This is a genomic window from Pseudomonas flavocrustae (genome assembly GCF_029872515.1).
GTDB classification, from domain to species: Bacteria; Pseudomonadota; Gammaproteobacteria; order Pseudomonadales; family Pseudomonadaceae; genus Chryseomonas; species Chryseomonas aestiva.
The window spans coordinates 291,851-316,199 of sequence record NZ_JAPDIQ010000003.1; the positions used below are offsets into that span (position 1 = coordinate 291,851).

Annotated in this window: 16 protein-coding genes and 1 other RNA gene; 7 read left to right on the forward strand and 10 right to left on the reverse strand. The window is 66.1% G+C overall.

Features of this window, described 5'->3' with window-relative positions; translation table 11 throughout:
• Positions 1–26: 26 nt before the first annotated feature.
• The 6 genes from efeO (OMP44_RS09305) (at position 27) to OMP44_RS09330 (ending at position 5,790) form a co-directional block, all read left to right on the forward strand.
• Positions 27–1,181 (forward strand): iron uptake system protein EfeO, encoded by a 1,155-nt coding sequence (efeO, locus tag OMP44_RS09305; protein WP_280307722.1) that lies wholly within the window; start codon positions 27–29, stop codon positions 1,179–1,181.
• Positions 1,178–2,470, forward strand: coding sequence for an iron uptake transporter deferrochelatase/peroxidase subunit (gene efeB, locus OMP44_RS09310; RefSeq protein WP_280307488.1), 1,293 nt, complete (start codon positions 1,178–1,180; stop codon positions 2,468–2,470). The genes efeO (OMP44_RS09305) and efeB overlap by 4 nt, the downstream gene beginning before the upstream one ends.
• Positions 2,471–2,491: 21 nt before the next feature.
• Positions 2,492–3,307: an iron uptake system protein EfeO gene (gene efeO, locus OMP44_RS09315; RefSeq protein ID WP_280307490.1), complete on the forward strand. Its 816-nt coding sequence runs from the start codon at positions 2,492–2,494 to the stop codon at positions 3,305–3,307.
• A 61-nt stretch (positions 3,308–3,368) separates the two neighbouring features.
• Positions 3,369–3,444: non-coding RNA, sX9 sRNA (locus tag OMP44_RS09320), on the forward strand.
• A 203-nt stretch (positions 3,445–3,647) separates the two neighbouring features.
• Positions 3,648–5,306, forward strand: coding sequence for a nitrite/sulfite reductase (locus OMP44_RS09325; RefSeq protein ID WP_280307491.1), 1,659 nt, complete (start codon positions 3,648–3,650; stop codon positions 5,304–5,306).
• Positions 5,290–5,790, forward strand: a complete 501-nt coding sequence (locus OMP44_RS09330) for a DUF934 domain-containing protein (protein ID WP_133863093.1) — start codon at positions 5,290–5,292, stop codon at positions 5,788–5,790. The genes OMP44_RS09325 and OMP44_RS09330 overlap by 17 nt, the downstream gene beginning before the upstream one ends.
• A 58-nt stretch (positions 5,791–5,848) precedes the next feature.
• Here OMP44_RS09330 and OMP44_RS09335 read toward each other — a convergent pair whose 3' ends face one another.
• Entirely contained in the window at positions 5,849–6,841 is a 993-nt protein-coding gene (locus OMP44_RS09335; RefSeq protein WP_280307492.1) for a YhdH/YhfP family quinone oxidoreductase, read from the reverse strand.
• Between the two features lie 49 nt (positions 6,842–6,890).
• The gene (gene sohB, locus OMP44_RS09340; protein ID WP_280307494.1) at positions 6,891–7,916 is read right to left on the reverse strand and encodes a protease SohB; all 1,026 of its coding nucleotides are present in this window, start codon (positions 7,914–7,916) and stop codon (positions 6,891–6,893) included.
• A 258-nt stretch (positions 7,917–8,174) separates the two neighbouring features.
• Here sohB and OMP44_RS09345 point away from each other — a divergent pair, with 258 nt between their 5' ends.
• Positions 8,175–8,486 carry an SCP2 sterol-binding domain-containing protein gene (locus tag OMP44_RS09345; RefSeq protein ID WP_007158414.1) on the forward strand — a complete coding sequence of 104 codons (312 nt, stop codon included), beginning with the start codon at positions 8,175–8,177 and terminating at the stop codon, positions 8,484–8,486.
• 172 nt (positions 8,487–8,658) lie between these two features.
• Here OMP44_RS09345 and OMP44_RS09350 read toward each other — a convergent pair whose 3' ends face one another.
• From OMP44_RS09350 to OMP44_RS09385, 8 genes are all read right to left on the reverse strand, one after another.
• Positions 8,659–9,075: a DUF6232 family protein gene (locus OMP44_RS09350; RefSeq protein WP_280307496.1), complete on the reverse strand. Its 417-nt coding sequence runs from the start codon at positions 9,073–9,075 to the stop codon at positions 8,659–8,661.
• A gap of 145 nt (positions 9,076–9,220) precedes the next feature.
• Positions 9,221–10,702: an efflux transporter outer membrane subunit gene (locus tag OMP44_RS09355; RefSeq protein WP_280307497.1), complete on the reverse strand. Its 1,482-nt coding sequence runs from the start codon at positions 10,700–10,702 to the stop codon at positions 9,221–9,223.
• The gene (locus OMP44_RS09360) at positions 10,699–13,809 is read right to left on the reverse strand and encodes an efflux RND transporter permease subunit (RefSeq protein WP_280307499.1); all 3,111 of its coding nucleotides are present in this window, start codon (positions 13,807–13,809) and stop codon (positions 10,699–10,701) included. Before OMP44_RS09360 ends, OMP44_RS09355 begins: the two co-directional genes overlap by 4 nt.
• A gap of 1 nt (position 13,810) precedes the next feature.
• Positions 13,811–16,942, reverse strand: coding sequence for a multidrug efflux RND transporter permease subunit (locus OMP44_RS09365; protein WP_280307500.1), 3,132 nt, complete (start codon positions 16,940–16,942; stop codon positions 13,811–13,813).
• A 9-nt stretch (positions 16,943–16,951) separates the two neighbouring features.
• Positions 16,952–18,187, reverse strand: coding sequence for an MdtA/MuxA family multidrug efflux RND transporter periplasmic adaptor subunit (locus OMP44_RS09370; protein WP_133863099.1), 1,236 nt, complete (start codon positions 18,185–18,187; stop codon positions 16,952–16,954).
• Between the two features lie 158 nt (positions 18,188–18,345).
• On the reverse strand, positions 18,346–18,846 hold the full coding sequence (gene tpx / locus OMP44_RS09375) for a thiol peroxidase (protein WP_273861508.1): 501 nt from the start codon (positions 18,844–18,846) through the stop codon (positions 18,346–18,348).
• Positions 18,847–18,925: 79 nt separating this feature from the next.
• Positions 18,926–22,618 (reverse strand): translocation/assembly module TamB domain-containing protein, encoded by a 3,693-nt coding sequence (locus OMP44_RS09380; RefSeq protein WP_280307502.1) that lies wholly within the window; start codon positions 22,616–22,618, stop codon positions 18,926–18,928.
• Entirely contained in the window at positions 22,615–24,348 is a 1,734-nt protein-coding gene (locus OMP44_RS09385) for an autotransporter assembly complex protein TamA (RefSeq protein ID WP_280307504.1), read from the reverse strand. Before OMP44_RS09385 ends, OMP44_RS09380 begins: the two co-directional genes overlap by 4 nt.
• Between the last annotated feature and the right edge of the window lies 1 nt (position 24,349).

The following is a 24,349-nucleotide window of genomic DNA, read 5'->3' on the forward strand; positions in this document are numbered from 1 at the left end:
ATTCGCCGAAGCAGGGCTCCACGGCCATGCGCCTGGCCCTGATCGGCTCGGCAACCCTGCTGATCGCCGCGGGCGCCGCCTTCTATTACGCCTCGCGCTCCGCAGGCGAGCGTCACGCGACCGTCGCCGACGGCGAGATCAAGGTCGATATCCTGGCCAATCGCTGCGAGCCCAACGCCCTGGAAGTGCCTGCCGGACCGGCGCGCTTTCGTATCGTCAACCGCTCGGATCGGGCGGTGGAGTGGGAAATCCTCGACGGCGTCCTGGTGGTCGAGGAGCGCGAGAACATCGCCCCCGGTCTCAGCCAGGTCATCAATGCCACCCTGGCGCCTGGCGACTACGCCATCACCTGCGGGCTGCTGAGCAATCCGCGGGGTACGCTGAAGGTACTCCCGACCGCCGCCTCGGAAGCCGCCAGCAAGGCCGGCCCGACCCTGACCCAGTTCGTCGGTCCGCTGTCGGAATACCGCGTCTATCTGAATCAGCAGAGCCGCCTCTTGCTGCAGGGTCTCACTACCCTCCAGCAGGCCCTGGCCGCGGGCGATCTGGCGCAGGCGAGCGCCGCCTATGCCGCCGCTCGCCTGCCCTACCAGCGCCTAGCGGCAACCGCGCAGCGCTTTGCCGAACTGGACAATCGCCTCAACGCCCGCGCCGACTACTACGAAAAGCGCGAACAGGATCCGGCCTTCGGCGGCTTCCATCGGCTCGAACAAGGCCTCTTCGCCGGCAACAGCACCCGGGACCTGGAACCCGTTGCTGCCCGCCTGCAACAGGACGCCGCCGCCCTGCGCGATGCCCTGCTCGGCCAGTCGCTGCCGCCCGAGCAACTCAGCGGCAACGCCGCACGCCTGCTGCACAACCTGGCCAACACCCGGATCTCGGGCGAGGAAGAACGCTACAGCCAGCTCGTGCTGCCCGGTTTCGCCGCCAATCTGGACGGCACGCGCAAGGTGATCGAGTTGCTGCGCCCGCTGCTCGGCAAGGGGCATCCCGAGCTGCAGCAAAGCCTGGATACCCAGGCCGACGCCCTGGCCGCGGCCCTGGGCGATGTTCAGCGTCCCTACTCTTCCCTTTCCCCTGACGACCGCCAGCGCATCGCCGCCGCGGCCCAGGCCCTGGCCGACTCCCTCGACCAAGTCGCCCCGGCCCTGGGCCTGGCCGCGACCAAGACCACGTCATGAAGAAGTCCGCTCCCGATCAGCCCAATATCGACCGTCGCCGCCTGCTGGGTGGCCTTGGCGCCGCCAGCGTGGCCCTGGCCGGTGCCGGGCTCTGCCCGATGCACGCCCGCGCGGCCAGCACCGCCGAGGTGACCCGTGCCCCCGGTAGCGCCAATACCCACCAGCGCCAGGCGTTCCTCAGCCAGCACCAGAGCGGCATCGTCACCCCACGGCCGGCGGCCGGGATGATCGTGGCCTTCGATGTGCTGGCCAGCGACCGTGACGACCTGGAACGCCTGCTGCGGACCCTCGACGAGCGCATCCGCTTTCTCATGCAGGGCGGCCCGGTACCGGAGGTCGATCCCAGGTTGCCGCCGCTGGATTCCGGCATCCTCGGTCCGGTGGTGACGCCGGACAACCTCACCATCACCGTCTCGGTGGGCGAGTCGCTGTTCGACGACCGTTTCGGCCTGAGCACGGTAAAGCCGCGCCAGCTGCAGCGCATGACCGGCTTTCCCAACGACGCCCTGGAAGCGGACTGCTGCCACGGCGATCTCTGCCTGCAGTTCTGCGCCAATACCCCGGACACCAACATCCACGCCCTGCGCGACATCCTGAAGAATCTGCCCGACCTGCTGGCGATCCGCTGGAAGCAGGAAGGCAGCGTGCCGGTGCAGGATCCGCCACCCGGGCAACCGGCGGAAAGCGCGCGCAACTTCCTCGGCTTTCGCGACGGCTCGGCCAACCCCGATTCCACCGACGCCCAGGCGATGGACCGGATCGTCTGGGTCCAGCCCGGCAGCGGCGAGCCCGCCTGGGCCGCCCAGGGCAGCTACCAGGCGGTGCGCATCATCCGCAATTTCGTCGAGCGCTGGGATCGCACCCCGCTGCAGGAGCAGGAAGCCATCTTCGGGCGGCGCAAGGCCAGTGGCGCGCCCATGGCCGGCGGTCACGAGACCGATGTGCCGGATTACGCCAGCGATCCCAAGGGCAAGGTCACGCCGCTGGACGCCCATATCCGCCTGGCCAATCCCCGTACCCCGGAGAGCCAGCGCAACCTGATCCTGCGCCGCCCCTTCAACTACTCCAATGGCGTGCGCAAGAACGGCCAGCTCGACATGGGCCTGCTGTTCATCGCCTACCAGGCCGATCTGGAGCAGGGCTTCATCGCCGTACAGAAACGCCTGGATGGCGAGCCCCTGGAGGAATACATCAAGCCCATCGGCGGCGGTTACTTCTTCGTCCTGCCGGGGATCACCGATGCCAAGGACTATCTCGGCCGCAGCCTGCTGGCCGCCGCATCGCTTTAAAACCTCGACAGGAGAAGTCGAATGAAACGCTCGTTCCTCGCCGCTGCCCTCAGTCTGGCCCTCGCCACGCCGGCCTTCGCTGCCAACTCGCCGCTGGATCTGGTCGGCCCCATCTCCGACTACAAGATCTATGTCACCGACAACCTGGCCAAGCTCACCGAGCAGACCCAGGCCTTCACCGCGGCGGTCAAGCGCGGCGACCTGGCCACCGCGCGCAGGCTCTATGCCCCGACGCGGGTCTCCTACGAGCAGGTCGAGCCCATCGCCGAACTCTTCAGCGACCTCGACGCCGCCATCGACTCCCGCGAAGACGACCACGAGCAGGGGGTCAAATCCGAGGACTTCACCGGCTTCCATCGCCTGGAGCACGCCCTCTTTACCCAGAACACCACCGAAGGCCAGGGTCCCCTCGCCGACAAGCTGCTGGCAGACGTCAAGGACCTGCAGGCCCGCGTCGATGGCCTGACCTTCCCGCCGGAAAAGGTGGTGGGTGGCGCCGCGGCGCTGATGGAGGAAGTGGCGGCGACCAAGGTGTCGGGCGAGGAAGAGCGCTATAGCCACACCGACCTCTATGACTTCCAGGCCAACGTCGATGGCGCCAAGAAGATCGTCGACCTGTTCCGCCCGCAGATCGAGAAGCAGGACCAGGCCTTCGTCGCCAAGGTCGACAAGAACTTCGCCACGGTCGACAGGATCCTGGCCAAGTACAAGACCAAGGACGGCGGCTTCGAGACCTACGACAAGGTCAGCGAGCGTGATCGCAAGGCCCTGGTCGGTCCGGTCAACACCCTGGCGGAAGATCTCTCCACCCTGCGCGGCAAGCTGGGCCTGAACTAACCGCGGCTGCTAAAACTACTGCGCGTCCGCCAAACGGGCGCGTGCAGTGCTCGGAATCCTCATGTACCGCTCGTACACTCCGGTTCCTGCGCGCCGCGCGCACCCGCCTGACAGCCGCTCGCTACGTTTTATCAACCACGGTATTCATAAGTGGTATCCGGCGCCGCCCACCCTGCTCTCGCTTATCGCCGGAATAGATTTATATATAAAGAAACATCGCTTTTAAGCATATAGACCTGCTGCTATCGTGCACGGCCTAGAAAAGTCTCCAGAGCACCCCAGGGGTGCCCAGGACTTCGATCACGCGCAGCCGTGCGCGCCGCCTGACAGCAGGATGACCATGTACGTTTACGATCAGTACGATCAGCGGATCGTCGAAGAGCGTGTCGCCCAGTTTCGCGACCAGACCCGCCGCTTCCTGGCCGGAGAGCTGGGTGGCGAAGAATACCGCCCGCTGCGCCTGCAGAACGGTCTCTACATCCAGCGCTACGCGCCCATGCTGCGGGTCGCGGTGCCCTACGGCCTGCTGAACACTACCCAGGTGCGCAAGCTGGCGCAGATCGCCCGTGACTACGACAAGGGCTACGCCCACATCAGTACCCGGCAGAACTTCCAGTTCAACTGGCCGGAGCTGGAAGACGTCCCCGAGATCCTCGCCGAGCTGGCCACCGTGCAGATGCACGCCATCCAGACCAGCGGCAACTGCATCCGCAACACCACCACCGACCAGTTCGCCGGCGTCGCCCATGACGAACTGATCGATCCGCGCCCCTGGTGCGAGATCATCCGCCAGTGGTCGACCTTCCACCCCGAATTCGCCTTCCTGCCGCGCAAGTTCAAGATCGCCGTCAACGGCGCCGCCCTGGATCGCGCCGCCATCGAGGTGCACGACATCGGCCTGGAAGCGGTGCGTAACGAGGCCGGTGAGCTGGGCTTCCGCGTGCTGGTCGGCGGCGGCCAGGGCCGTACTCCCCACACCGGTGAATTCATCCGTGAATTCCTGCCCTGGCAGCACCTGCTCAGCTACCTGGAAGCCACCCTGCGGGTCTACAACCGCTACGGCCGCCGCGACAACAAGTTCAAGGCGCGCATCAAGATCCTGGTCAAGGCGCTGGGTGCCGACGCCTTCGCCGAAAAGGTCGAGGCCGAGTGGGCCCACCTCAAGGACGGCCCCGTCACCCTGACCGACGCCGAGGTCGCGCGGGTCTCCGCCTTCTTCGTCGATCCGCCCTATGCCGAGCTGCAGGACCAGGACGCCGCCCTCGCCCGCCTGGACGCCGAGCACCCCGGTTTCTCCCGCTGGCGCCAGCGCAACACCTTCCGCCACAAGCGTCCGGGCTATGTCGCCGTGACGCTGTCGCTCAAGCCCACCGGCGTCGCGCCGGGGGACGTGACCGATCTCCAGCTGGACGCCATGGCCGAGCTGGCCGATCGCTACAGCTTCGGCGAGCTGCGCACCTCGCACCAGCAGAACGTCATCTTCGCCGACGTCCGTCAGGACCAGCTGCTGGAGCTCTGGCACGAGTTGCGCGAGCATGGCTTCGCCACCCCCAACATCGGCCTGCTGACCGACATGATCTGCTGCCCGGGCGGTGATTTCTGCTCCCTGGCCAACGCCAAGTCGATCCCCATCGCCGAAGCCATCCAGCGCCGATTCGACGACCTGGACTACCTGTTCGACATCGGCGAACTGGACCTCAACATCTCCGGTTGCATGAACGCCTGCGGTCACCATCACGTCGGCCACATCGGCATCCTCGGCGTGGACAAGAAGGGCGAGGAGTTCTACCAGGTGTCCCTGGGCGGCGACGCCGGCCGCGACGCCACCCTGGCCAAGATCCTCGGCCCCTCCTTCGCCCAGGATCAGATGCCCGAGGTGATCGGCAAGCTGATCAACGTCTACGTCGAGCAACGCACCGAAGACGAGCGCTTCATCGACACCTACCGCCGTATCGGTATCGACCCCTTCAAGGAGCGCGTCTATGCAAAGAATCATTAAGGGCGACCAGCTGGTCACCGACAACTGGCACCTGCTGCCCAAGGACGTCGCCTTGGCAGACGTCCCCAACAGCGACGACGTGATCATCCCGGCCGCCCTGTGGCTGGAGCACGGCCATGCGCTTACCTGCCGTGACGGCAAGCTGGGCATCTGGCTGGACAGCGACGAAGAACCGGAAAGCATCGCTGGCGACCTCGCGCACTTCGCCCTGATCGCCATCAATTTCCCGGCCTTCGTCGACGGGCGTGGCTATTCCTATGCCCGCCTGCTGCGCGAACGCTTCGGCTGGACCGGCGAGCTGCGCGCCATCGGCGATGTCCTGCAGGACCAGCTGTTCTTCCTCAAGCGTTGCGGCTTCGATGCCTATGTGGTCCGTGCCGACCGCGATCCGGAAGCGGCCCTGGCCGGTCTGCGCGACTTCAGCGTGACCTATCAGGGCGCGGTCGATCAGGCCGAGCCGCTGTTCCGCCGCCGCCAGGCCTGATCGCCATGGGCACAAAAGAAAACCCGCCGCGGCGGGTTTCTTTTTGTCTGGCCTTCGCTCACCCGAGATCGACCACCACGCGCCCCACCATCTTACCCGCCAGGATTTGGCTGATGGTGTCGGGCAGTTCGGCAAGGCCGACCTCGCGGGTCAGGCTGTCCAGGTCGTCCAGCTTCCACTGCACCGAAAGCTTGTCCCAGAGCGCGGCCTTGGCCATCAGTGGCAACTCGACAGAATCCACGCCCAGCAGATTCACCCCGCGCAGGATGAAGGGAAAAACCCCGGCGGCGAAGGTGGTGCCGGCGGTCATGCCGCAGCAGGCCACGCTGCCGCCATATTCCAGCGACTTGATGACGTTGAAGAGGATGTCGCCGCCGACGGTATCCACCGCCCCGGCCCACTGCTGGTCCAGCAGCGGCTTGCCGACGCCATCGGCCAGGGTGGCGCGGTCGAGGATCTGCCGGGCACCCAGGCGATGCAGCCACTCCGCGCGCTCCAGCTTGGCGGTGGACGCTGCCACGTGATAGCCCAGGCGTGCCAGCAACTTGACCGCCAGACTGCCCACGCCACCACTGGCACCGGTGACCAGCACGGTACCGGCCTCCGGGGTCAGGCCCATCTGTTCGAGCTTCTCGACGCACAGCGCCGCGGTGAGCCCCGCGGTGCCCAGCACCATGGCCTCACGCAGGCCGAGATTGTCCGGGCGGCGGATCACCCAGGCGGCCGGCACCCGGATGTACTGGCCGAAGCCGCCGGGAGTGCTCATGCCCAGGTCGTAGCCCGTGACCAGTACCTCATCGCCCACGGCGAATTCGCCAGCGCTGGAGTGCTCCACCACCCCGGCAGCGTCGATACCCGGGGTATGGGGATAGCGCCGGGTTACGCCGCGGTTGCCGATGGCCGACAGGGCGTCTTTGTAGTTGAGCGAGGAGTAGCGCACCCGGATCAGCACCTCGCCCGCGGGCAGGTCGTCCAGGCGGCGCGTCACCACCTCTTGCCGGAAAGCACCATGGGCCCCTTCGGTCACCCAGAGCGCCTGAAAATTGCTCATCGCAGAACCTCCGTTGGAGTCTTGTTATGGGCCGTCAGTCCCTTGGACCTCAGCGCCAGCGGGTCGATTCGGCCAGGCGCTCCCACCAGGTGCTCACCAGGCGGTCGACCCCGAGGCTCGCGGCCATGCCCAGGCGCTCGGGCAACGATTTCTTCTCGACGAAGCGCAGCGAAAAGACTTCGACCACCTGGGCCCGTTCGGCCAGGTATTCGTCGCTGGTGCGCAGCTCGTCCACCAGTTGCTTGCCCAACGCGGCCTGGCCGAGCCAGACCTCTCCGGTGGCGACCTCGTCGATATTGAGCTGCGGCCGGTAGTGGGCGACGAAATTCTTGAACAGCACATGGGTGGTATCCAGATCGTGCTGGAATTTTTCCTTGCCCTTCTCGTCGTTCTCGCCGAACACCGTGACGGTGCGCTTGTACTGGCCGGCGGTAAAGACCTCGAAGTCCACGTCATGCTTCTTCAGCAGGCGGTGGACATTGGGCAACTGGGCGACCACGCCGATGGAGCCGAGGATGGCGAAGGGCGCACAGAGGATACGGTCGCCGATGCAGGCCATCATGTAACCGCCACTGGCCGCTACCTTGTCGACGCAGATGGTCAGGGGAATTCCCGCCTGGCGAATGCGCGCCAGTTGCGAGGCGGCCAGGCCATAGCTATGCACCAGGCCACCACCGGTTTCCAGCCGCACCACTACCTCGTCCTTGGGCGTCGCGAGGGTCAGGACGGCGGTGATCTCGTTGCGCAGGTGTTCGTTGGCCGTGGCCTTGATGTCGCCATGGAAATCGAGCACATAGACCCGCGACTTGCCGGTCTCGCTCTTGCGCTTGGTCTTCTCGGCCTTGGTCTCGCGCTTGCGCAGGGCCTTGAAGGCTTCCTTGCCCAGCACGCTCTGCTGCAACCTCAGCCGCAGATCGCGATAGAAGTCATTGAGCTTCTGTACCTGCAACTGGCCAGCGGAGCTGCGCCGGTTGCGGCCGCGGACGGCGACGGTGAACAGCAGCACGGCGATGATGGCGACCACCACGGTGACGGTTTTGGCCAGGAAACTGGCATAGTCGGCAAGAAACTCCACGGACTCTCCTAGGATGGCGGCAGCAGTGCCCTGCCCAGCATACCGAGTCGCCCGACCGATAGAAACTCGGCGATTCCCGGCGGTCTTCCGGCACCGGCTAGCCATTGGCAGCGATCAATCCGTGCACGCGCACCAGCCTTTCAAACAAGCGTATGAATATCCGTTGACAGGCCTCCTGCCGCCCCCTACCCTCGGTCGAGTGCCCTGCCCCTCCCGCCGGAGTGGGCCTCATCGAAAAAGACCACAAGGACCCTCGCCATGAGCGCAGCCGAAGCCATCGCCACCCTGAAGAGCAAGTTCGACCCCTCCGCCGCGGCCGGCCTGGATCTCACCTATCAATTCGACGTCGAGGGCGGTGACAACTACTACGTGGTCGTCAAGGACGGCACCTGCGACGTCCAGCAAGGCGACGCCGCCGACCCGGATTGCACCCTGATCATGGACCAGGCCACCCTGGCTGGCATCGTCAGCGGCGAAACCGACGGCATGCAGGCCTTCATGTCCGGCAAACTGCGCGTCGAAGGCAACATGATGCTGAGCATGAAGCTGGGCGAACTCTTCCCCAACTAAGCGCCAGTCATGAAAAAGCCGGGCAATCGCCCGGCTTTTTTGTGCTCTTTTTAAGACCCTGAATCAAGTGTAAAGCGAATAAATTGAACCCGCTATTGCCACCCTAAGAGGGTGGCTTGAGTTATAACTGACCCATTGAAGCAGTTCGCGCTGCCAACACCCTCCCGCCAACTCAGCCCCTAAAAACTATTGCGTCATTTAGGGCAGACTCGACCGCACGAATGTCTGACTCTTCATTACTGCTAAGAGCGGTAGTTTCTCCAGATGAAGTAGTTAAGATTAGCTTGTACTCGTATACTGGCTTGATAGCGCGGTACATTTTAATACCGAGAACAAGCAAGCCCACACCTATCGTAGCCATCAGCCAATGAGACTTTAGATCGCCAATCCCAATAAAGAAGAGCGCAAGACCAACGAAAAACACAATCACAGCGTTGGATTTTGATGGAGTTTTATCGGCTGATCCAACCTTGACGGAGCTGACCGAGGCCATTGCATAGGTTTTCTGATTCACAATGAATCGCGTATTCGTAACCTTGATACTGCTCGACGTATAAAATGTTTTTTCCAAACTGACTTCGCTTTCCATGCTGTCCTTACCTGATAGCAAAGGACCAAAACTATCATCTACACCACGCGATTCAAAACCCAACAAAGGGGCTGAGCCTGACGAAAGGGCATAACGGCAGGCTGAGCGCGTTTCGTTGCAGCTGTACCCAGGACTAGAAATGCAGTCAGGGTCGCTGCGGCGGCGCCGGTGGGGTGACGTTGCCATCCCAACCACCGCCAAGCGCGGCGATCAGCTGGACGCTGGCACTGAGGCGGCTACCCAGCAGGGTCAGGTTGGTGCGTTCGTTGCTCAGGGCGGTGGTCTGCAGGGTGACCACGTCGAGATAGCCGATCAACCCGGCCTGGTACTGGTTCTCGGCCAGTTGCAGGGCGCGGCGCGCAGCATCCAGGGCCTCCTGGCGCACGCCGGCTTCGTCGCCGTAGGTGCGCAGCTGCACCAGATAGTCCTCCACCTCGCGGAAGCCATCGAGCACGGTCTGGCGATAACCGGCGACGCTGGCGTCGTAGCTGGCTTCGGCCGACTCCACCTGCGCGCGGCGCAGGCCACCATCGAACAGCGACAGGGCAAAGGATGGCCCGATCGACCAGAAGCGATTCGGCGTGCTGATCAGATTGCCCCACTGGCTGGCACTGTAGCCACCGCTGGCACTCAGGGTCAGGTCCGGGTAGTAGGCCGCTTCGGCGACGCCGATGGCGGCATTGGCGGCCATGACCTGGCGCTCGGCCTGGGCGATGTCCGGACGCCGCTCCAGCAGGGTCGAGGGCACGGCGCTCGGCAGCGGCGGCAATTCGGGAACTGTCTTGACCGCGGCCAGCTGGAAATTGGCCGGGACTTCGCCGACCAGCACCGCGATGGCGTTTTCCAGCTGGGCACGCTGGTACCTGAGGTCGATGGCGTCGGCCTGGGTGCTCTTCAGCTGGGTGGTCGCCTGGGCCACATCCGCCGGCGTGACGATGCCGGCGCGGTACTGGTTCTGGGTCAGGCGCAGGGATCGCTCGTAGGCGGACACGGTGGCGTCGAGCAACCGCTGCTGGGCGTCCAGCACCCGTAACTGCAAATAGTTGGTCGCCAGTTGCGTCTGCAGACTCAGGCGGGTGGCCGCCAGCTCCGCAGCGCTGGCCTGCGCGGAAGCCCGATTCGCCTCCACCTGGCGCCTTACGCGCCCCCAGAGATCCAGCTCCCAGCTCACCCCCAGGCTGGCGTCGTAGGCGTTGCTGATGGTGCTGGTGCCACCGCTGCTGAAGGTGCTGCTGGTGCCATTGGAGTTGCGGATGACGGTGTTGCTGCCCGAACCGCCCCCGCGCCCGGAGCGGGTGGCGCCCAGGCTGCTGGACAGGGTCGGGAACAACGCGGCCCGCGCCTGACTGACCAGGGCCAGGGATTGCCGATAGGTCGCCTCCGCCTGGGCCAGGCTCTGGTTGCGCTGGTTCAGCTGGACCATCAGGCGATCCAGGGTCGGATCATCGTAGCGGCGCCACCAGTCGCCACGGACCTCCAGATCCTTGGGCGCGGCGGCCTGCCAGCCCTCGGCATGACGGTAGGCGACCGGCACCGCAGTGGTTGGCCGCTGGTAATCCGGGCCCAGGGTACAGCCGGCCAGTAGCAGAGCCAGGGTCAGCGTCGGCAGGCGCAGGGTTGGAGTCATAGCGGCGTATCCAGGGCAGCGTCGGTACGGATGCCGCGCCAGCGATTGACGCGGCGGCGCAGGCGTTCGAAATAGAGATAGACCACCGGGGTGGTGTAGAGGGTGAGGATCTGGCTCAAGACCAGGCCACCGACGATCACCAGGCCCAGTGGCTGGCGCATCTCTGCGCCTTCGGTATTGCCGATCAATAGCGGTACGGCACCGAGGATGGCGGCCATGGTGGTCATCAGGATGGGCCTCAGGCGCAACAGACAGGCCTGGCGAATGCCCTCCTCGGGCGTCAGTCCCTGCTGGCGCTCCAGCTGCAGGGCCAGATCCACCATCATGATGGCATTCTTCTTCACTACCCCGATCAGCAGGAACAGGCCGAGCATGGAAATCAGGCTGAACTGGCCACCGGTGAGCTGGATGGCGAGCAAGGCCCCTACCCCGGCCGACGGTAGCGTCGAGAGGATGGTCAGGGGATGCACGTAGCTCTCGTAGAGCACGCCTAGGACGATATAGACCAGCACCAGGGCGCCGAGAATCATCAGCGGTTGCCCCGACACCGTGCTGGCGAAGATGTTGGCGGATCCGCCCAGGCGACCCTGGACATCGGTCGGCAAGCCGATGGCCGCCACCGCGCGCTGCACCGCCCGGGTCGCCTGTTCCAGGCTGACGTCCGGCGCCAGGTCGAAGTTGATGCTCTCCGAGGCGAACTGGCCATCGTGGGTAACCCGGTCCTCGGCGAGGCTGTTGGTGTAGTAGGCGAAGGCCGACAGCGGGACCTGGGCGCCGCTGGCGGTGATGACCCGCACCTGCTCGAGGACGGTCGGGTCCTGGGCATAGCGCGGATTGATCTCCATCACCACCTTGTACTGGTTGAGCGGCTCGTAGATGGTCGAGATCTGCCGCTGGGCGAAGGAGTTGTTGAGCACCGCAGCGACGGTCTCCATGTCCACGCCGAGGCGCTTGGCCTTCTCGCGGTCGATCTGCAGGGTGATCTGCTGGGTGCTGCCTTCGCGGCCGTCCACCGCGGTCAGCTCCGGCAGCGCCTTGAGTGCGGCCAATACCTTGGGCTGCCAGGTTTCCAGCAGCCCGACGTCGCCCGAGAGCAGGTTGTACTCATAGGACGAGGTGCTCTGCTGACGACCGCCGAATCTCAGGTCCTGGTCGGCCATGAGGAACAGCTGGGCGCCCGGCACCTTGGGCGCGTTGGCGCGGATGCGCTCGATGACCTTTTGCGCATCCAGCTGGCGCTCGGCGATGGGCTTGAGGCGAATCAGCATCACCGCGTTGTTCACCCCACTGCCGGAGCCGGAACTGCCGACGAAGCCGGAGGCGCTGGCCACCGCCGGATCGGCCAGCAGCGACTTGCGCAGGATCTCGATCTTCGGCTGCATGACCTGGAACGACAGCGCATTGTCGCCGCGGATGAAACCGATCAGCTGGCCGGTGTCCTGCTGGGGCATGAAGGTCTTGGGCACCACGACATAGAGCAGCACATTGAGCGCTATGGTCGCGATCAGACTCAGCAGGGTCAGCCGCCGATGACGCAGGGCCCAGCCGAGGCTGCGGTCGTAACCCGCCACCAGCCGGCGATGGGCCCGCTCGCTGAAGCGCTGCAGGCGGCTTTCGGTGGCGGGATCGTGAGGCCTGAGCCAGCGCGCGCAGAGCATGGGCGTCAGCGTCAGGGACACTACCAGCGACACCAGGATGGCGGCGGCCAGGGTCAGGGAGAATTCGCGGAACAGCTTCTCGACGATGCCGCCGATGAAGAGGATGGCGACGAAGACGGCCACCAGGGAAACATTCATCGACAGCAGGGTGAAGCCCACCTCGCGGGTGCCCTGGTAGGCCGCCTTGAGCGGCGCCATGCCGTTATCGATGTGCCGGGCGATGTTCTCCAGCACCACGATGGCATCGTCCACCACCAGCCCCGCCGCCAGGATCAGCGCCATCAGCGACAGGGTATTGAGCGAGAAGCCGAGCAGGTACATGACGGCGAAGGTACCCACCAGGGAGATGGGCACCGCCAGGGCCGGAATCACCGCGCTGCGCAGCCGGCCGAGGAATAGCCAGACCACGCCGATCACCAGGAAGACGGCGATGATCAGCGTCAGCTCGGCTTCATGCAGGGTGGCCTTGATCACCCCGGATCTGTCCATGGCCACTTCCAGGTGCGCGCTGGCCGGGACGATGGCCTCCAGCGCCGGCAGGCGCGCCTTGAGCGCGGCGATGGTCTCGATGATGTTGGCATTGGCCTGCCGATTGACCACCAGCAGCACGGCGCTCTGGTCGTTGTAGAAGCCGGCGTTGTAGCGGTCTTCCACGGCATCGCTGACCTTGGCGACATCGCGCAGGCGCAACGTCGCGCCATCCTGGTAGCGGATGATCAGGGGCGCATAGTCGGCGGCCTTGAACAGCTGGTCGTTGGCCTGGATCTGCCAATTGTGTTCGTCATTGGCCACCGCGCCCTTGGGGCGGCGCTGGTTGGCACTGTTGATGGCGGTACGGACGTCGTCCAGCGCCAGCCCGTAATGCTCCAGCTGGCGCGGTTCCAGCTCGATGCGCACCGCCGGCAGGGAGCTGCCACCGATCTGCACCTCGCCCACGCCGCTGACCTGGGACAGGCTCTGGGCCAGCACCGTGGACGCCAGGTCGTAGAGCTCGCCCTTGCTCAGGGTCTTGGAGGTCAGCGAGAACACCATGATGGGTGCCTGGGACGGATTGACCTTGCGATAGCGTGGCATCTGGCGCATGCCGCTCGGCAGCAGGTTGCGCGAGGCATTGATGGCCGCCTGCACCTCGCGGGCGGCGGTGTTGACGTTCTTGTCCAGATCGAACTGGATGATGATCTGCGTCGAGCCCTGGCTGCTGCGGCTGGTCATGGAGCTGATGCCGGCGATGGTGCCCAGGGAACGCTCCAGCGGCGTGGCGACGCTGGAGGCCATCACCTGGGGACTGGCCCCGGACAGGGTCGCCGAGACCGTGATGGTGGGAAAGTCCATCTGCGGCAGGGGCGCCACCGGCAACAGCCGGAAGGCGATGGCGCCCAGCAGCAGCAACGCCAGGCTCAGCAGCAAGGTCGCGACCGGCCGGGCGATGAAGGGCGCCGAGAGATTCACCTCAGACCGCCCTGCGTCGACCCAGGCGCTCGCCCAGGCTGTCGAAGGCCAGGTAGATCACCGGGGTGGTGAACAGCGTCAGCACCTGGCTGACCAGCAGGCCGCCGACCATCACCAGGCCCAGCGGCTGGCGCAACTCGGCGCCGGCGCCGGTGGCCAGCATCAGCGGCACCGCGCCGAACAGCGCCGCCAGGGTGGTCATGAGGATCGGCCGGAATCTCAGCAGCGCCGCCTGGTAGATGGCCTCCTCCGGCTGCAGTCCCTGGTGGCGTTCGGCATCCAGGGCGAAGTCGATCATCATGATGGCGTTCTTCTTGACGATGCCGATCAGCAGGATGATGCCGATCACCGCGATCAGGCCGAGGTCATTGCCGGTGAGCAGCAGCGCCAGCAGCGCGCCGATGGCCGCCGAGGGCAGCGTCGAGAGGATGGTCAGCGGATGGATAAAGCTCTCATAGAGCACCCCCAGGACGATATACATCACCACCACCGCCGCCAGGATCAAGAGCAGGGTACTGGACAGCGAAGCCTGGAAAGCCGCTGCCGCGCCCTGGTAGTGGGTATTGATGCCCACCGGCAGGCCGATCTCCTGCTTGGCCGCGTCGATGGCCGCCACCGCGGCGCCCAGGGAAACGCCGCTGGCCAGGTTGAACGACAGGGTCACCGCCGGGAACTGGCTCAGGTGGTTGATCACCAGACGGGTCGGCCGCTGCTCCATCTTCACCAGGCTGGACAGCCGCACCGGGGCGCGACTGGTGTCCGTGGTGGTCTCGGAGTTGGTGGCCGTACCGGTGCCGCTGCTGCCGCTGGACGAGGAGCCACTGCCCGCCTTCACCCAGACCTGGCTGAGGGCATCCGGTCCCAGGCTGTCGGCGGCGGCGCTGGCCAGCACCACCCGGTACTGGTTGGCCTGGGTATAGATGGTCGAGATCTGCCGCTGACCGAGGGCGTCATAGAGGGCATCGGTAATGGCCGAGACCTGTACGCCGAGCCGCGCCGCGGCGTCGCGATCGATGGTCAGGTACAGCTGCAGCCCCTTGTTCTGCAGGTCGCTGGTGACATCGGTGAGTTCCGGGCGCTCGTGCAACGCCTCGATCAGGCGCGGCACCCAGGTGTCGAGCAGGCTGGCGTCGGGCGAGTCCAGGCTCAGCTGGTACTGGGTCCGGCTGACCCGGTCCTCGACGCTGAGGTCCTGCACCGGCTGCATGTAGAGGGTGATGCCCACCACCTTGGCGACCGCGGGACGCAGGCGGTCGATCACTTCCTGGGCGGTGACGTCGCGCTCGCCCTGCGGCTTGAGGTTGATCTGCAGGCGACCGCTGTTGAGGGTGACGTTGTCACCGTCGACGCCGATATAGGAGGACAGACTCGCCACCGCCGGGTCCTGCAGCACCACCTCGGCCAGTGCCTGCTGGCGCTCGCTCATGCCGCGGAAGGAGATCGACTGGGGCGCCTCGGTGATGCCCTGGATGGAGCCGGTGTCCTGGGCCGGAAAGAAGCCCTTGGGCACCAGCAGGTAGAGCACTGCGGTGAGCACGAAGGTCGCCACCGCCAGCAGCAGCATCAGCGCCCGGTGCGCCAGCGACCAGCGCAGCGCGCGGCCATAGCCGGCGATCAGCCGCTCCAGCCAGACCAGTTGGTGCTCGCCCGCCTCCTCGCGCTTGAGCAGCCGCGCGCACATCATCGGTGTCAGGGTAAGGGAGATCACCAGGGAGATGAGGATGGCCACCGCCAGGGTGATGGCGAATTCACGGAACAGCCGGCCGACCACGTCCTGCATGAACAGCAGCGGGATGAGCACCGCGATCAGCGAAACGGTCAGGGACACCAGGGTGAAACCGATCTGGCGGGCGCCCTTGAGCGCCGCTTCCATGGGTGTGGCGCCCTCTTCCAGATGCCGGGAGATGTTTTCCAGCATGACGATGGCATCGTCGACGACGAAGCCGGTGGCGATGGTCAGGGCCATCAGCGACAGGTTGTTCAGCGAGAAGCCGGCCAGGTACATGGCGCCGAAGGTGCCGATCAGCGACAGCGGCACCGTGACCGAGGGAATCAGGGTGGCGCTGAACCGGCGCAGGAAGACGAAGGTGACCATGACCACCAGTCCTACCGCCAGCAGCATCTCGTGCTGGACGTCGGTGACCGCGGCGCGGATGGTCTCGGTACGGTCGCTGAGCACGGCGATGTCGAGACCGGCCGGCAGGCTTTCCCTGAGGCTGGGCAGGAGCGCCTGGATGCGATCCACGGTCTGGATGACGTTGGCACCCGGCTGGCGCTGGACGTTGACCAGGATGGCACCGCTGCGATTGGCCCAGGCAGCCAGGCGGTCGTTTTCCGCACCCTGGGCGATGGTGGCCACGTCACCCAGGCGCAGGGCGCCGTTGTCGGCGTAGTTGAGGATCAGGTCGCCATAGGCCTTGAGATCGCGCAACTGGTCGTTGGCGTCCAGGGTGGCGACCCGGGTGGGGCCGTCGAAGCTGCCCTTGGGCTGGTTGGTGTTCTCGCTGGTGACCAGGCTGCGCACATCGGCCAGGGTCAGGTTGTGGGCCGCGAGCTTGTCCGGATCGACCTGGATGCGCACCGCCGGGCGCTGGCCGCCGGCGAGGCTGACCATACCGACCCCGGTCACCTGGGCGAGCTTCTGCGCCATGCGGGTGTCGACCAGGTCGTAGAGCGTGGGCAGCGGCAGCGTCCTGGAGCTGATCGCCAGGGTGACGATAGGCGTATCGGCCGGATTGACCTTGTTGTACACCGGTGGTGCCGGCAGATCGTTGGGCAGCAGGTTGTTGGCCGCATTGATCGCGGCCTGGACTTCCTGTTCGGCGACCGACAGGTCCAGTTCCAGGTTGAATCTGAGGGTGATGACCGAGGCACCACCAGAGCTGGTGGAGGCCATCTGCGACAGGCCCGGCATCTGGCCGAACTGACGCTCCAGCGGCGCGGTGACGGCGCTGGTCATGACATCGGGGCTGGCACCGGGATAGAGGGTGAGCACGCGGATGGTGGGATAGTCCACCTGCGGCAAGGCCGCCACCGGCAGCAGACGATAGGCCAGCAGACCGGCGATGAGCAGCGCCACCATCAACAGGGTGGTGGCGACCGGGCGCAGGATGAAGGGGCGCGAGATATCCATCGCGGCCGATCAGCCCTGGGTCTTGCCGGGCTTGCGTACCGCCGGCTTGGCCGGTTCGCTGGGCGCCGCCGAAGCCCCGGTGACCACCTCCACCTCGTTGCCCTCGCGCAGCCGATCGGTGCCTTCGGTCACCACCCGGTCGCCAGCGGCCAGGCCTTCGGTAACCACGGTCAGGCTGCCGTCATCCGGGCCCAGCTTGAGGCTGCGCACCTGGATCTTGTTGTCGGGCCCCACCACGTAGGCGAAGGTGCCATTGGAGCCGAACTGGATGGCTGCCGAAGGCACCACCAGCGCCTGGTCCAGCACCTGTTCGCGCACCCGTACGGTCACGAACTGATTGGGGAACAGCGCCTCGTCGCCGTTGGCGAAGCGGGCGCGGAACTTGAGGGTGCCGGTGGCGGTGTCGATCTGGTTATCGAAGCTCTGCAGGGTGCCATCGGCGACCTTGCGCGAGCCACCGCGATCCCAGGCTTCGACCGCCAGGGTCTGGCCGGCGCGGGCGCGCTTGAGCAGCTCGCCGAGCTGGCTTTCCGGCAGGGTGAAGACCACCGAGATCGGCTGGGTCTGGGTGATCACGGCCACCACGGTGCTGTCGTTGGCGGACAGCAGGTTGCCGCCGTCGAGCTGGCGCAGGCCGACGCGCCCGGCGATGGGCGCCTTGATCTGGGTGAAGGCCAGATTCAGCTTGGCATCGGCCACCGCCGCCTGGCTGTTCTTGAGGGTGCCGCGGTACTGGTTGACCAGGGCTTCCTGGGTATCCAGCGTCTGTTTGGCGATGCTGTCTTCACGGAACAGACCCTGGTAGCGCTTGAGGTCCAGCTCGGCATTGCGCAGCTGCGCCTGATTCTGCTGCAGGGTGCCTTCGGCCTGCTGCAGCGCCACCTGATAGGGTCGTGGATCTATGGTGGCCAACAGGTCGCCGGCCTTGACCTTCTGGCCTTCGTCGAAGGCGACGCGTACCAGCTCGCCGGCGACCCGGGTGCGCACATTGACGGTATTGAGGGCCGTCACCGTACCGATGGACTTGCGCACGATGGGAAAGCTGCGCTGCTCCACCGCCACCACCCGTACCGGAGTCGGACCGGTCATGCCGAAGGGCGAGCGCGCGCCCTTGCCGGCGGCGGCCTCGCCCTTCTGTCCGTGCTGGTGATACCAATACCAGCCACCCGCGGCCGCCAGCGCCACGAGGACGAGCAGCCAGACCAGTCGGCGACGGGAGGAAGAGCGAGGCGAAGAGTCGGACATCGAGAATACGTACACGCTGCGAAAGACGGAAGATAAGCAGTAGCGAGACGGCTAACCAGCCCCTTTACTGCGTTTTTACCTAAAGCAAAACGGGCAGGCACGAGAGGCGCCTGCCCGTTTCGAAGCACCCACCGCACTGGGCGTTGGGTCGTCGGCGATCAGCCGAGAACGGCGAGTGCCGCCGCGTAATCCGGCTCCTGGCCGATCTCGGGCACCAGCTCGCTGTGCAGCACCTTGTCCTGCTCGTCCAGCACGACCACGGCGCGGGCGGCCAGGCCTTGCAGCGGACCACTGGCCAGGGCGACGCCATAGTCCTGGAGGAATTCGGCACCACGCAGGGTGGAGAGGTTCACGACCTTCTCCAGGCCTTCAGCGCCGCAGAAACGCTTCTGGGCGAACGGCAGGTCGGCGGAGATGCACAGCACCACGGTGTTATCCAGCTTGTCGACTTCGGAGTTGAACTTGCGTACCGAGGTCGCGCAGGTCGGGGTATCGACGCTGGGGAAGATGTTGAGCACCTTGCGCTTGCCGGCGAGGCTGGCCAGGGTGACGTCCTGCAGATCACCATTGACCAGGCTGAAGGCCGGGGCCTGTTGCCCAGGCTGCGGCAGGCTGCCTTGCACGTCGACCGGGTTGCCACGCAAATTGACGGTTGCCATGAACTGCTCCTTTCTCATGAGACGGGACAGGGAGTAAACACGTTTTCCGCAGGCGATCAAAGCGTTACGCGCCCCGGCTTCAAAAATCGCGGCGATAGAAGAAATCCAGGGAATTGGCGAGACCGCTGGCGATCTCTAGATAGAGCCGCCTGGTGAGCTGGTAGCGCAGGGCGACGGTGTTCGCCGAAGCGAACACCCCGACCCCATAACGCACCGACAGCCTGTCGGTCAGGTTGCCCGAGGCCACCACGCTGGTCTTGTCCCCCGAACCCGCCGTATCCAGCTGGAAGTTCTGGATGCCCAACCGCTGCGCCAGGGCACCCGCGGTGCCGGAACTGCCGGCCAGGCCCAGGGCCAGCGCCGCCTGGCCGAGCACGTTGTTGTCCCCTTCGCTACCGCTGGACAGCGGGCGGCCCAGGACCAGGTAGGCCAGCGCCTGCTCCTGGCTCATGCTCGGCTCGGAAAACACCTCGATACGGGGCTGCTGGGCAAAGCCCGAGAGCCGCAGGCCCGCGGTGACATTCTGCTCCTGCACCACCCGCACGGCTTCCACGTCGATATAGGGCTGGGCGATGGGGCCCTGGAAGAACAGCCGGGCGCGTCTCATGGTCAGGCGCTGACCGTAGGCGTTGTAGCGTCCGTTGCGCAGATTCAGCTCGCCGCGGGTGTCGAGATTGTCGCCGATATGCACCTTGCCGACGATTTCGGCGGACAGGCCGAAGGCATCGAAGGTGAGCTTATCGGAACCGACCAGCACATCGACGTCCATGGCGATCTGCATGGCCTGCTGCCTGGCGGGCGCTTCCTGGCCGACGATGACGGCATCGTCCGACACCTTGACCGTGGACGGCGGCAGCTGCTGGACCCGGATGCGCCCGCGCGGCACCCGCACCTCACCGGCCAGGGCCAGACGACCATCCTTCATCAGGATCTTGAGATTGGGCGCCACTTCCAGCTGGGCATAGGGCTCGACGTTGACCGGCAGCCTGTCGCCGGTGACCGCCACGTTGACGTCCAGGCCATTGGCCCAACCGACGCTACCCTGGATCTGGCCACGCCCCTGGGGTCCGCTGCGCCAGCCGCCATCGAGCACGGCGCTATCGCCCTGGATGCGGGCGGTCAGACCGAGATCCTGCAGGCGCGTTGGCACGCTGCCACCGCCGATGTCGCCACCGCTGAGCTGGAGCTGACCATTGACGCGGGGTTGCAGCAGCGTCCCTCCCAGTTCGCCGGCGCCATTGATCTTGCCTTCGAGGTGTTCGATGCCTTCGACGAAGGCCTTGCCCAGGGCCAGATTCAGGCCCTGCAACTGGAAACGACCGGTCAGTGCCTGGCTCGGATCGCGGGGATCCAGGCGGGCCTGGACGTCGAGCCGGCCCAGATCGGCACTGGCCAGGCGCACCTGGGTGTCGACCTGCTGCGGCTTCAGGGCGCTGGTGACGTCCAGGCTGTCGTAGCTGAAGGTCTGCCACTGACCGGCAGCGTCGCGCAGCCTGAGGTTGCCGCGCCCGGCCTGGAGGCGGATTTCGCCATCGGGTCCGGCCTTGGACAGGCGCAGGTCGACGTCGCCGTCGAGGGTGCCTTGCCAGGCCAGCTCCGGCGGTAGCAGCGGTTGCAGACTGGCGAGCGGGAAGGCGCGCAGGTGCCAGGCGAGGCGGGTATCGGGCAGCAGTTGCTGATCGTCGCCACAGAGGCTGGCCGCACCGGAACGCCAGCAGTGGCGGCCCAGCTCCAGGCGCCCGTCGACCAGGCGCTCGATGCGTGCCGGACTCTGCAGCGACCAGTTCTGGCCACTGGCGGCGACCGAGCCACGCGCCAGCTGACCCTTCCAGTCCCCGTTGTCGGCCAGCGTGCCACCTGCTGCGAGCATCAGGTTCAGTTGCGACCCCTTGAGCGAGAGATCCGCCTGCTGCTGACGACGATCACCCTGCCCCTGCAGGCGCAGGACACCGAAATCACGACCAGCGGCCTGCAGCCCCTGGGCGGTAAGGTCCAGGGTGCCGCGTTGGCGATCATCCAGGTTGGCGGCCAGCGCGAGGCTGCTGATGCGGTTGTCGGCATAGGCCAGCTGGCGACCGTCGAGGCGCAACTGACCGGCAGGGGCCTTGAGGGTCCCGGCCACGTCCAGGCGGCCCTGGGCGCTTCCGGAAAGGTCGGGCCAGAGCTGGGCCAGGCGGCGCAGGTCCAGCTGGAGCTGACCTCGCAGACGCTGGTCGAGGGCGCCCTGCCCCTGAATCCGATTGTCACCCAGGCGAATGTCGAGCTCGGATACCTGCCACTGCTCGCCGGCGCCCTTGGCCTTGGCCGCCAGCACGGCCGGCTGGTTGCGCAGTCGACCCTTGAGGTCCAGATCGGCATCCAGCTGCAGGCGCCCATCCTTGAAGGCGCCCGAACTGCGCAGCGGACCGCCCAGGCTGCCGGGCAGCTGGGCTACCCAGAAGGCCGGATCGAGGCGGCTCAGGTCCAGGGCCACCTGCCAGCTGACGCCGTCGGTGAAGCCCAAATTGACCTTGCCCTGCGCCCGCCCCTGGCCAGCCTGGAGATCCAGCGATGGCAGATTGAGCTGAGTGGTGTCGCCACTGAAGGGGGTGGCCAGGGTGAAGGCGCCGGCCGGGCCGGTGGCGGCGGCCTTGAGATTGCCCAGGTAGGCGCCGTCCCGGTAGGCCACCTCGCCTTGCAGGCGCTGCAGACTCACCGGTGGCTCCGCCATGGGATACAGCCGCCGCCAGGGGAAATCACGCCAATCCAGCGTGGCATCGGCGGCCAGTCCCTGGTGCCAGTCGACCTGTCCGGCCAGTGCCACGCGCTGTTCGGGCGCGGCCTGCAAGCGCAGCGCCGCGATGCGCGCGCCCTGGGCATCGACGCGGCCATCCAGATTCAGCTCCACCGGACCGCCCTCGCCCGGCAACCGGGCCTGGCCGACCAGGGCGTAGCCCGCGGCCAGGTCGCCCCGTGCGGTCAGCTTGAGATCGTTGAGCCGCAGGGTATCGGGCAGGCTGGCGGCCGCCTTGAAGCCATCGGCCACCAGCTGCAGGTCGGCCGGGACGTTTTCCACCAGCGGCTGCACCGTGCCGGTCAGGCGTCCGGGCAGATAGCCGCTGCTGTCAGCCTCCAGGTGCAAGGTCTTCTGCAATTCACCGTCCAGCTTGAGCGCCAGCGACCAGGGCGCGGCCTCCGGCGCGGGCAGACCCAGGGTGCCCTGCAACTGCAGCGGCCAGGCGCCACTCGGTTGCAGCTGGCCATGGATATCCAGGGTGATGCCGTGGGCCAGGCCGGCCAGCCGCTCGATGACGATGCCCTCAGCCTGCCAGCGCGCCTGGAGTGCCAGGTCGCGAGCCTGTTCGGCGCCGTTGTAGCGGATTTCGCCGATTCGCACCTCGCCCAGCTGCACCCCCAGCGGCAAGCCGAGGCTGGGCAACTGGATGGGCCCGTTTTGCTCGGGCGTAGGCTCGGGACTGGGCGCCTGGTCGATGGCGATGCGCGAAGCGACCAAGGTATCGATGCACAGCTGCAATCTGAGCAGGCAGCCGGGTCGCCAGGCGAATTCGGGCGTCTCGACCGTCACCCGGGTAGCACCACCGTCCCACACCAGCTGCCGGGCTTGCCAGTGGCCACCGAGGCGACCCTGGAAATCGCTCAGGGTCAGACCAGGAACGTGATCCAGCACCAGGCGGCCGATACTGCCGTTACCCAGCATCAGGGCCAGCAACAGAACCAGGGCGCCCAGCAGGGCCGCCAGTACACCGAGGATGACACCGCCTACCGACTTCACAGCTCAGGCCCTATGGAAAAGTGCAGGCGGATACCGCCGGGTTCGTCGAGACCGTGGGCCAGGTCCACACGGATCGGTCCTACCGGCGAGACCCAGCGCACGCCCACGCCGACGCTGGTCTTGAGCTCGTAATTGTTGAGGTCGTTGAAGGCGCTGCCCTGGTCGATGAAGGTGGCCAGCCGCCATTTGTCGCGCAGGGGATACTGGTATTCGACCCCACCGGCGACCAGGTAGCGACCGCCCACGTAGTCGCCCTCATCGTTTTCCGGCGACAGGGTCTGGTAGTCGTAGCCGCGAACGCTCTGATCGCCGCCGGCGAAGAAGCGCAGCGACGGCGGGACCTTGTTGTAGCCGTTGGTGAAGTTGCCACCCAGTTGCAGGCGCCCGAGAAAGCGGTGCCCGTCGCCCACGGTGATCAGCCCACGGGCCAGCGCCGTGGCATGGATCATGTTGGCATCCGAGAGCAGTCCTTCCTTCGCCGCCGACACGCCGAATTGCAGACGGTAGCCGCGATTGGGGTCGATGCGGTTGTCGCTGCGCAGCAGGGAGAAATCCACCCCGGGCATCACCAGATTGGAGGTGCCCTCGTCATTACCCAGCCGATAGCTTTCGTTGCGCCACTTGAGCGAGAGCACCCGCTCCCAGCCGTTGGGAAACTTGCGATGCCACTCGGGGCCCACGGTCAGCAACTGGCTGAGGGAGTCGTCGTTGGCGATCTGCTCGTACTGGTAGCCGCCAGCGAAGCGGAACTTGTCATTGATCGGGTCCTGCCCGGGAATGTCGTACCAGGTGGCAATGCTCTGGCGTGGCGCCGACAGCTCCGCTTCCGCACCCAGGCTGTGACCCTGAGGATTGAGCCAGTGGTTTTCCCAGGTGAATCTCAGCCGGGGGCCGACATCGGTGGAATAGCCGGGGCCGAAGCCGAAGGTCCGTGGCTTGCGGGTCCGCAGCGTGACCGTCACCGGCACCTCGGCGGCGCCTTCCTGCTTGGGATAGGTGTCAAGCCGTGCGCCATCGAAGAAGCCGCTGGCCAGCAGGTTGCTCTGGAAGTCGGCGATCAGCTCGGAATCGTAGGGCGTGCCCTGGGCAAAAGGCACCATGCGCTGGAGCAGATCGGGATCGAAGGGCGCATCCCCTTCGAAGGACACCTTGCCAAGGACAAAGCGTGGCCCGCTGGCGAACACCAGGGCGATATCGGCAAAGCCGGTGGCGGGATCGATACGCAGCTGATGCTGGGTGAAGGTGCCACGAAAGAAGCCATACCGCTGCGCCTGGTTCTGGATCAGGCTCTTGGCGTCTTCGTAGAGACCCTGGTTCAGCGGCTGGCCCGCCTTGAGCCCGGCCGGAACCGGCTGGCGAAAGGCGCGCAACTCGCGCGCCGGACGTTCGATGCGGATATCGACGTTGCGCAGCCTGACCGGCTCGCCCGGCCGTACCTCGACCACCAGCCGTGGCGTCTCCCCCGGCTCGACCCGGGTCTCGATCTGCGCGTGGTAGTAGCCGAGTGCCTGGGCGGCCTGTTCGGCCTGCCGTTCCGTCGCCGGACGCAGGCGCTGCAGCCCGGCGACATCCCGTCCCTCGACCGAGCCGATATAGGCCTGGATGTTGTCTCGCAACGCGTTGTTGGCGGGTTGGACGCGAACGCTGACTTCGGCCGGTGCCGCCCAGGCCACGCCGTGCAGACAACAAATTCCAATCAGGGCGCGGCGTAGAGCGTTCGGCTTATTCATA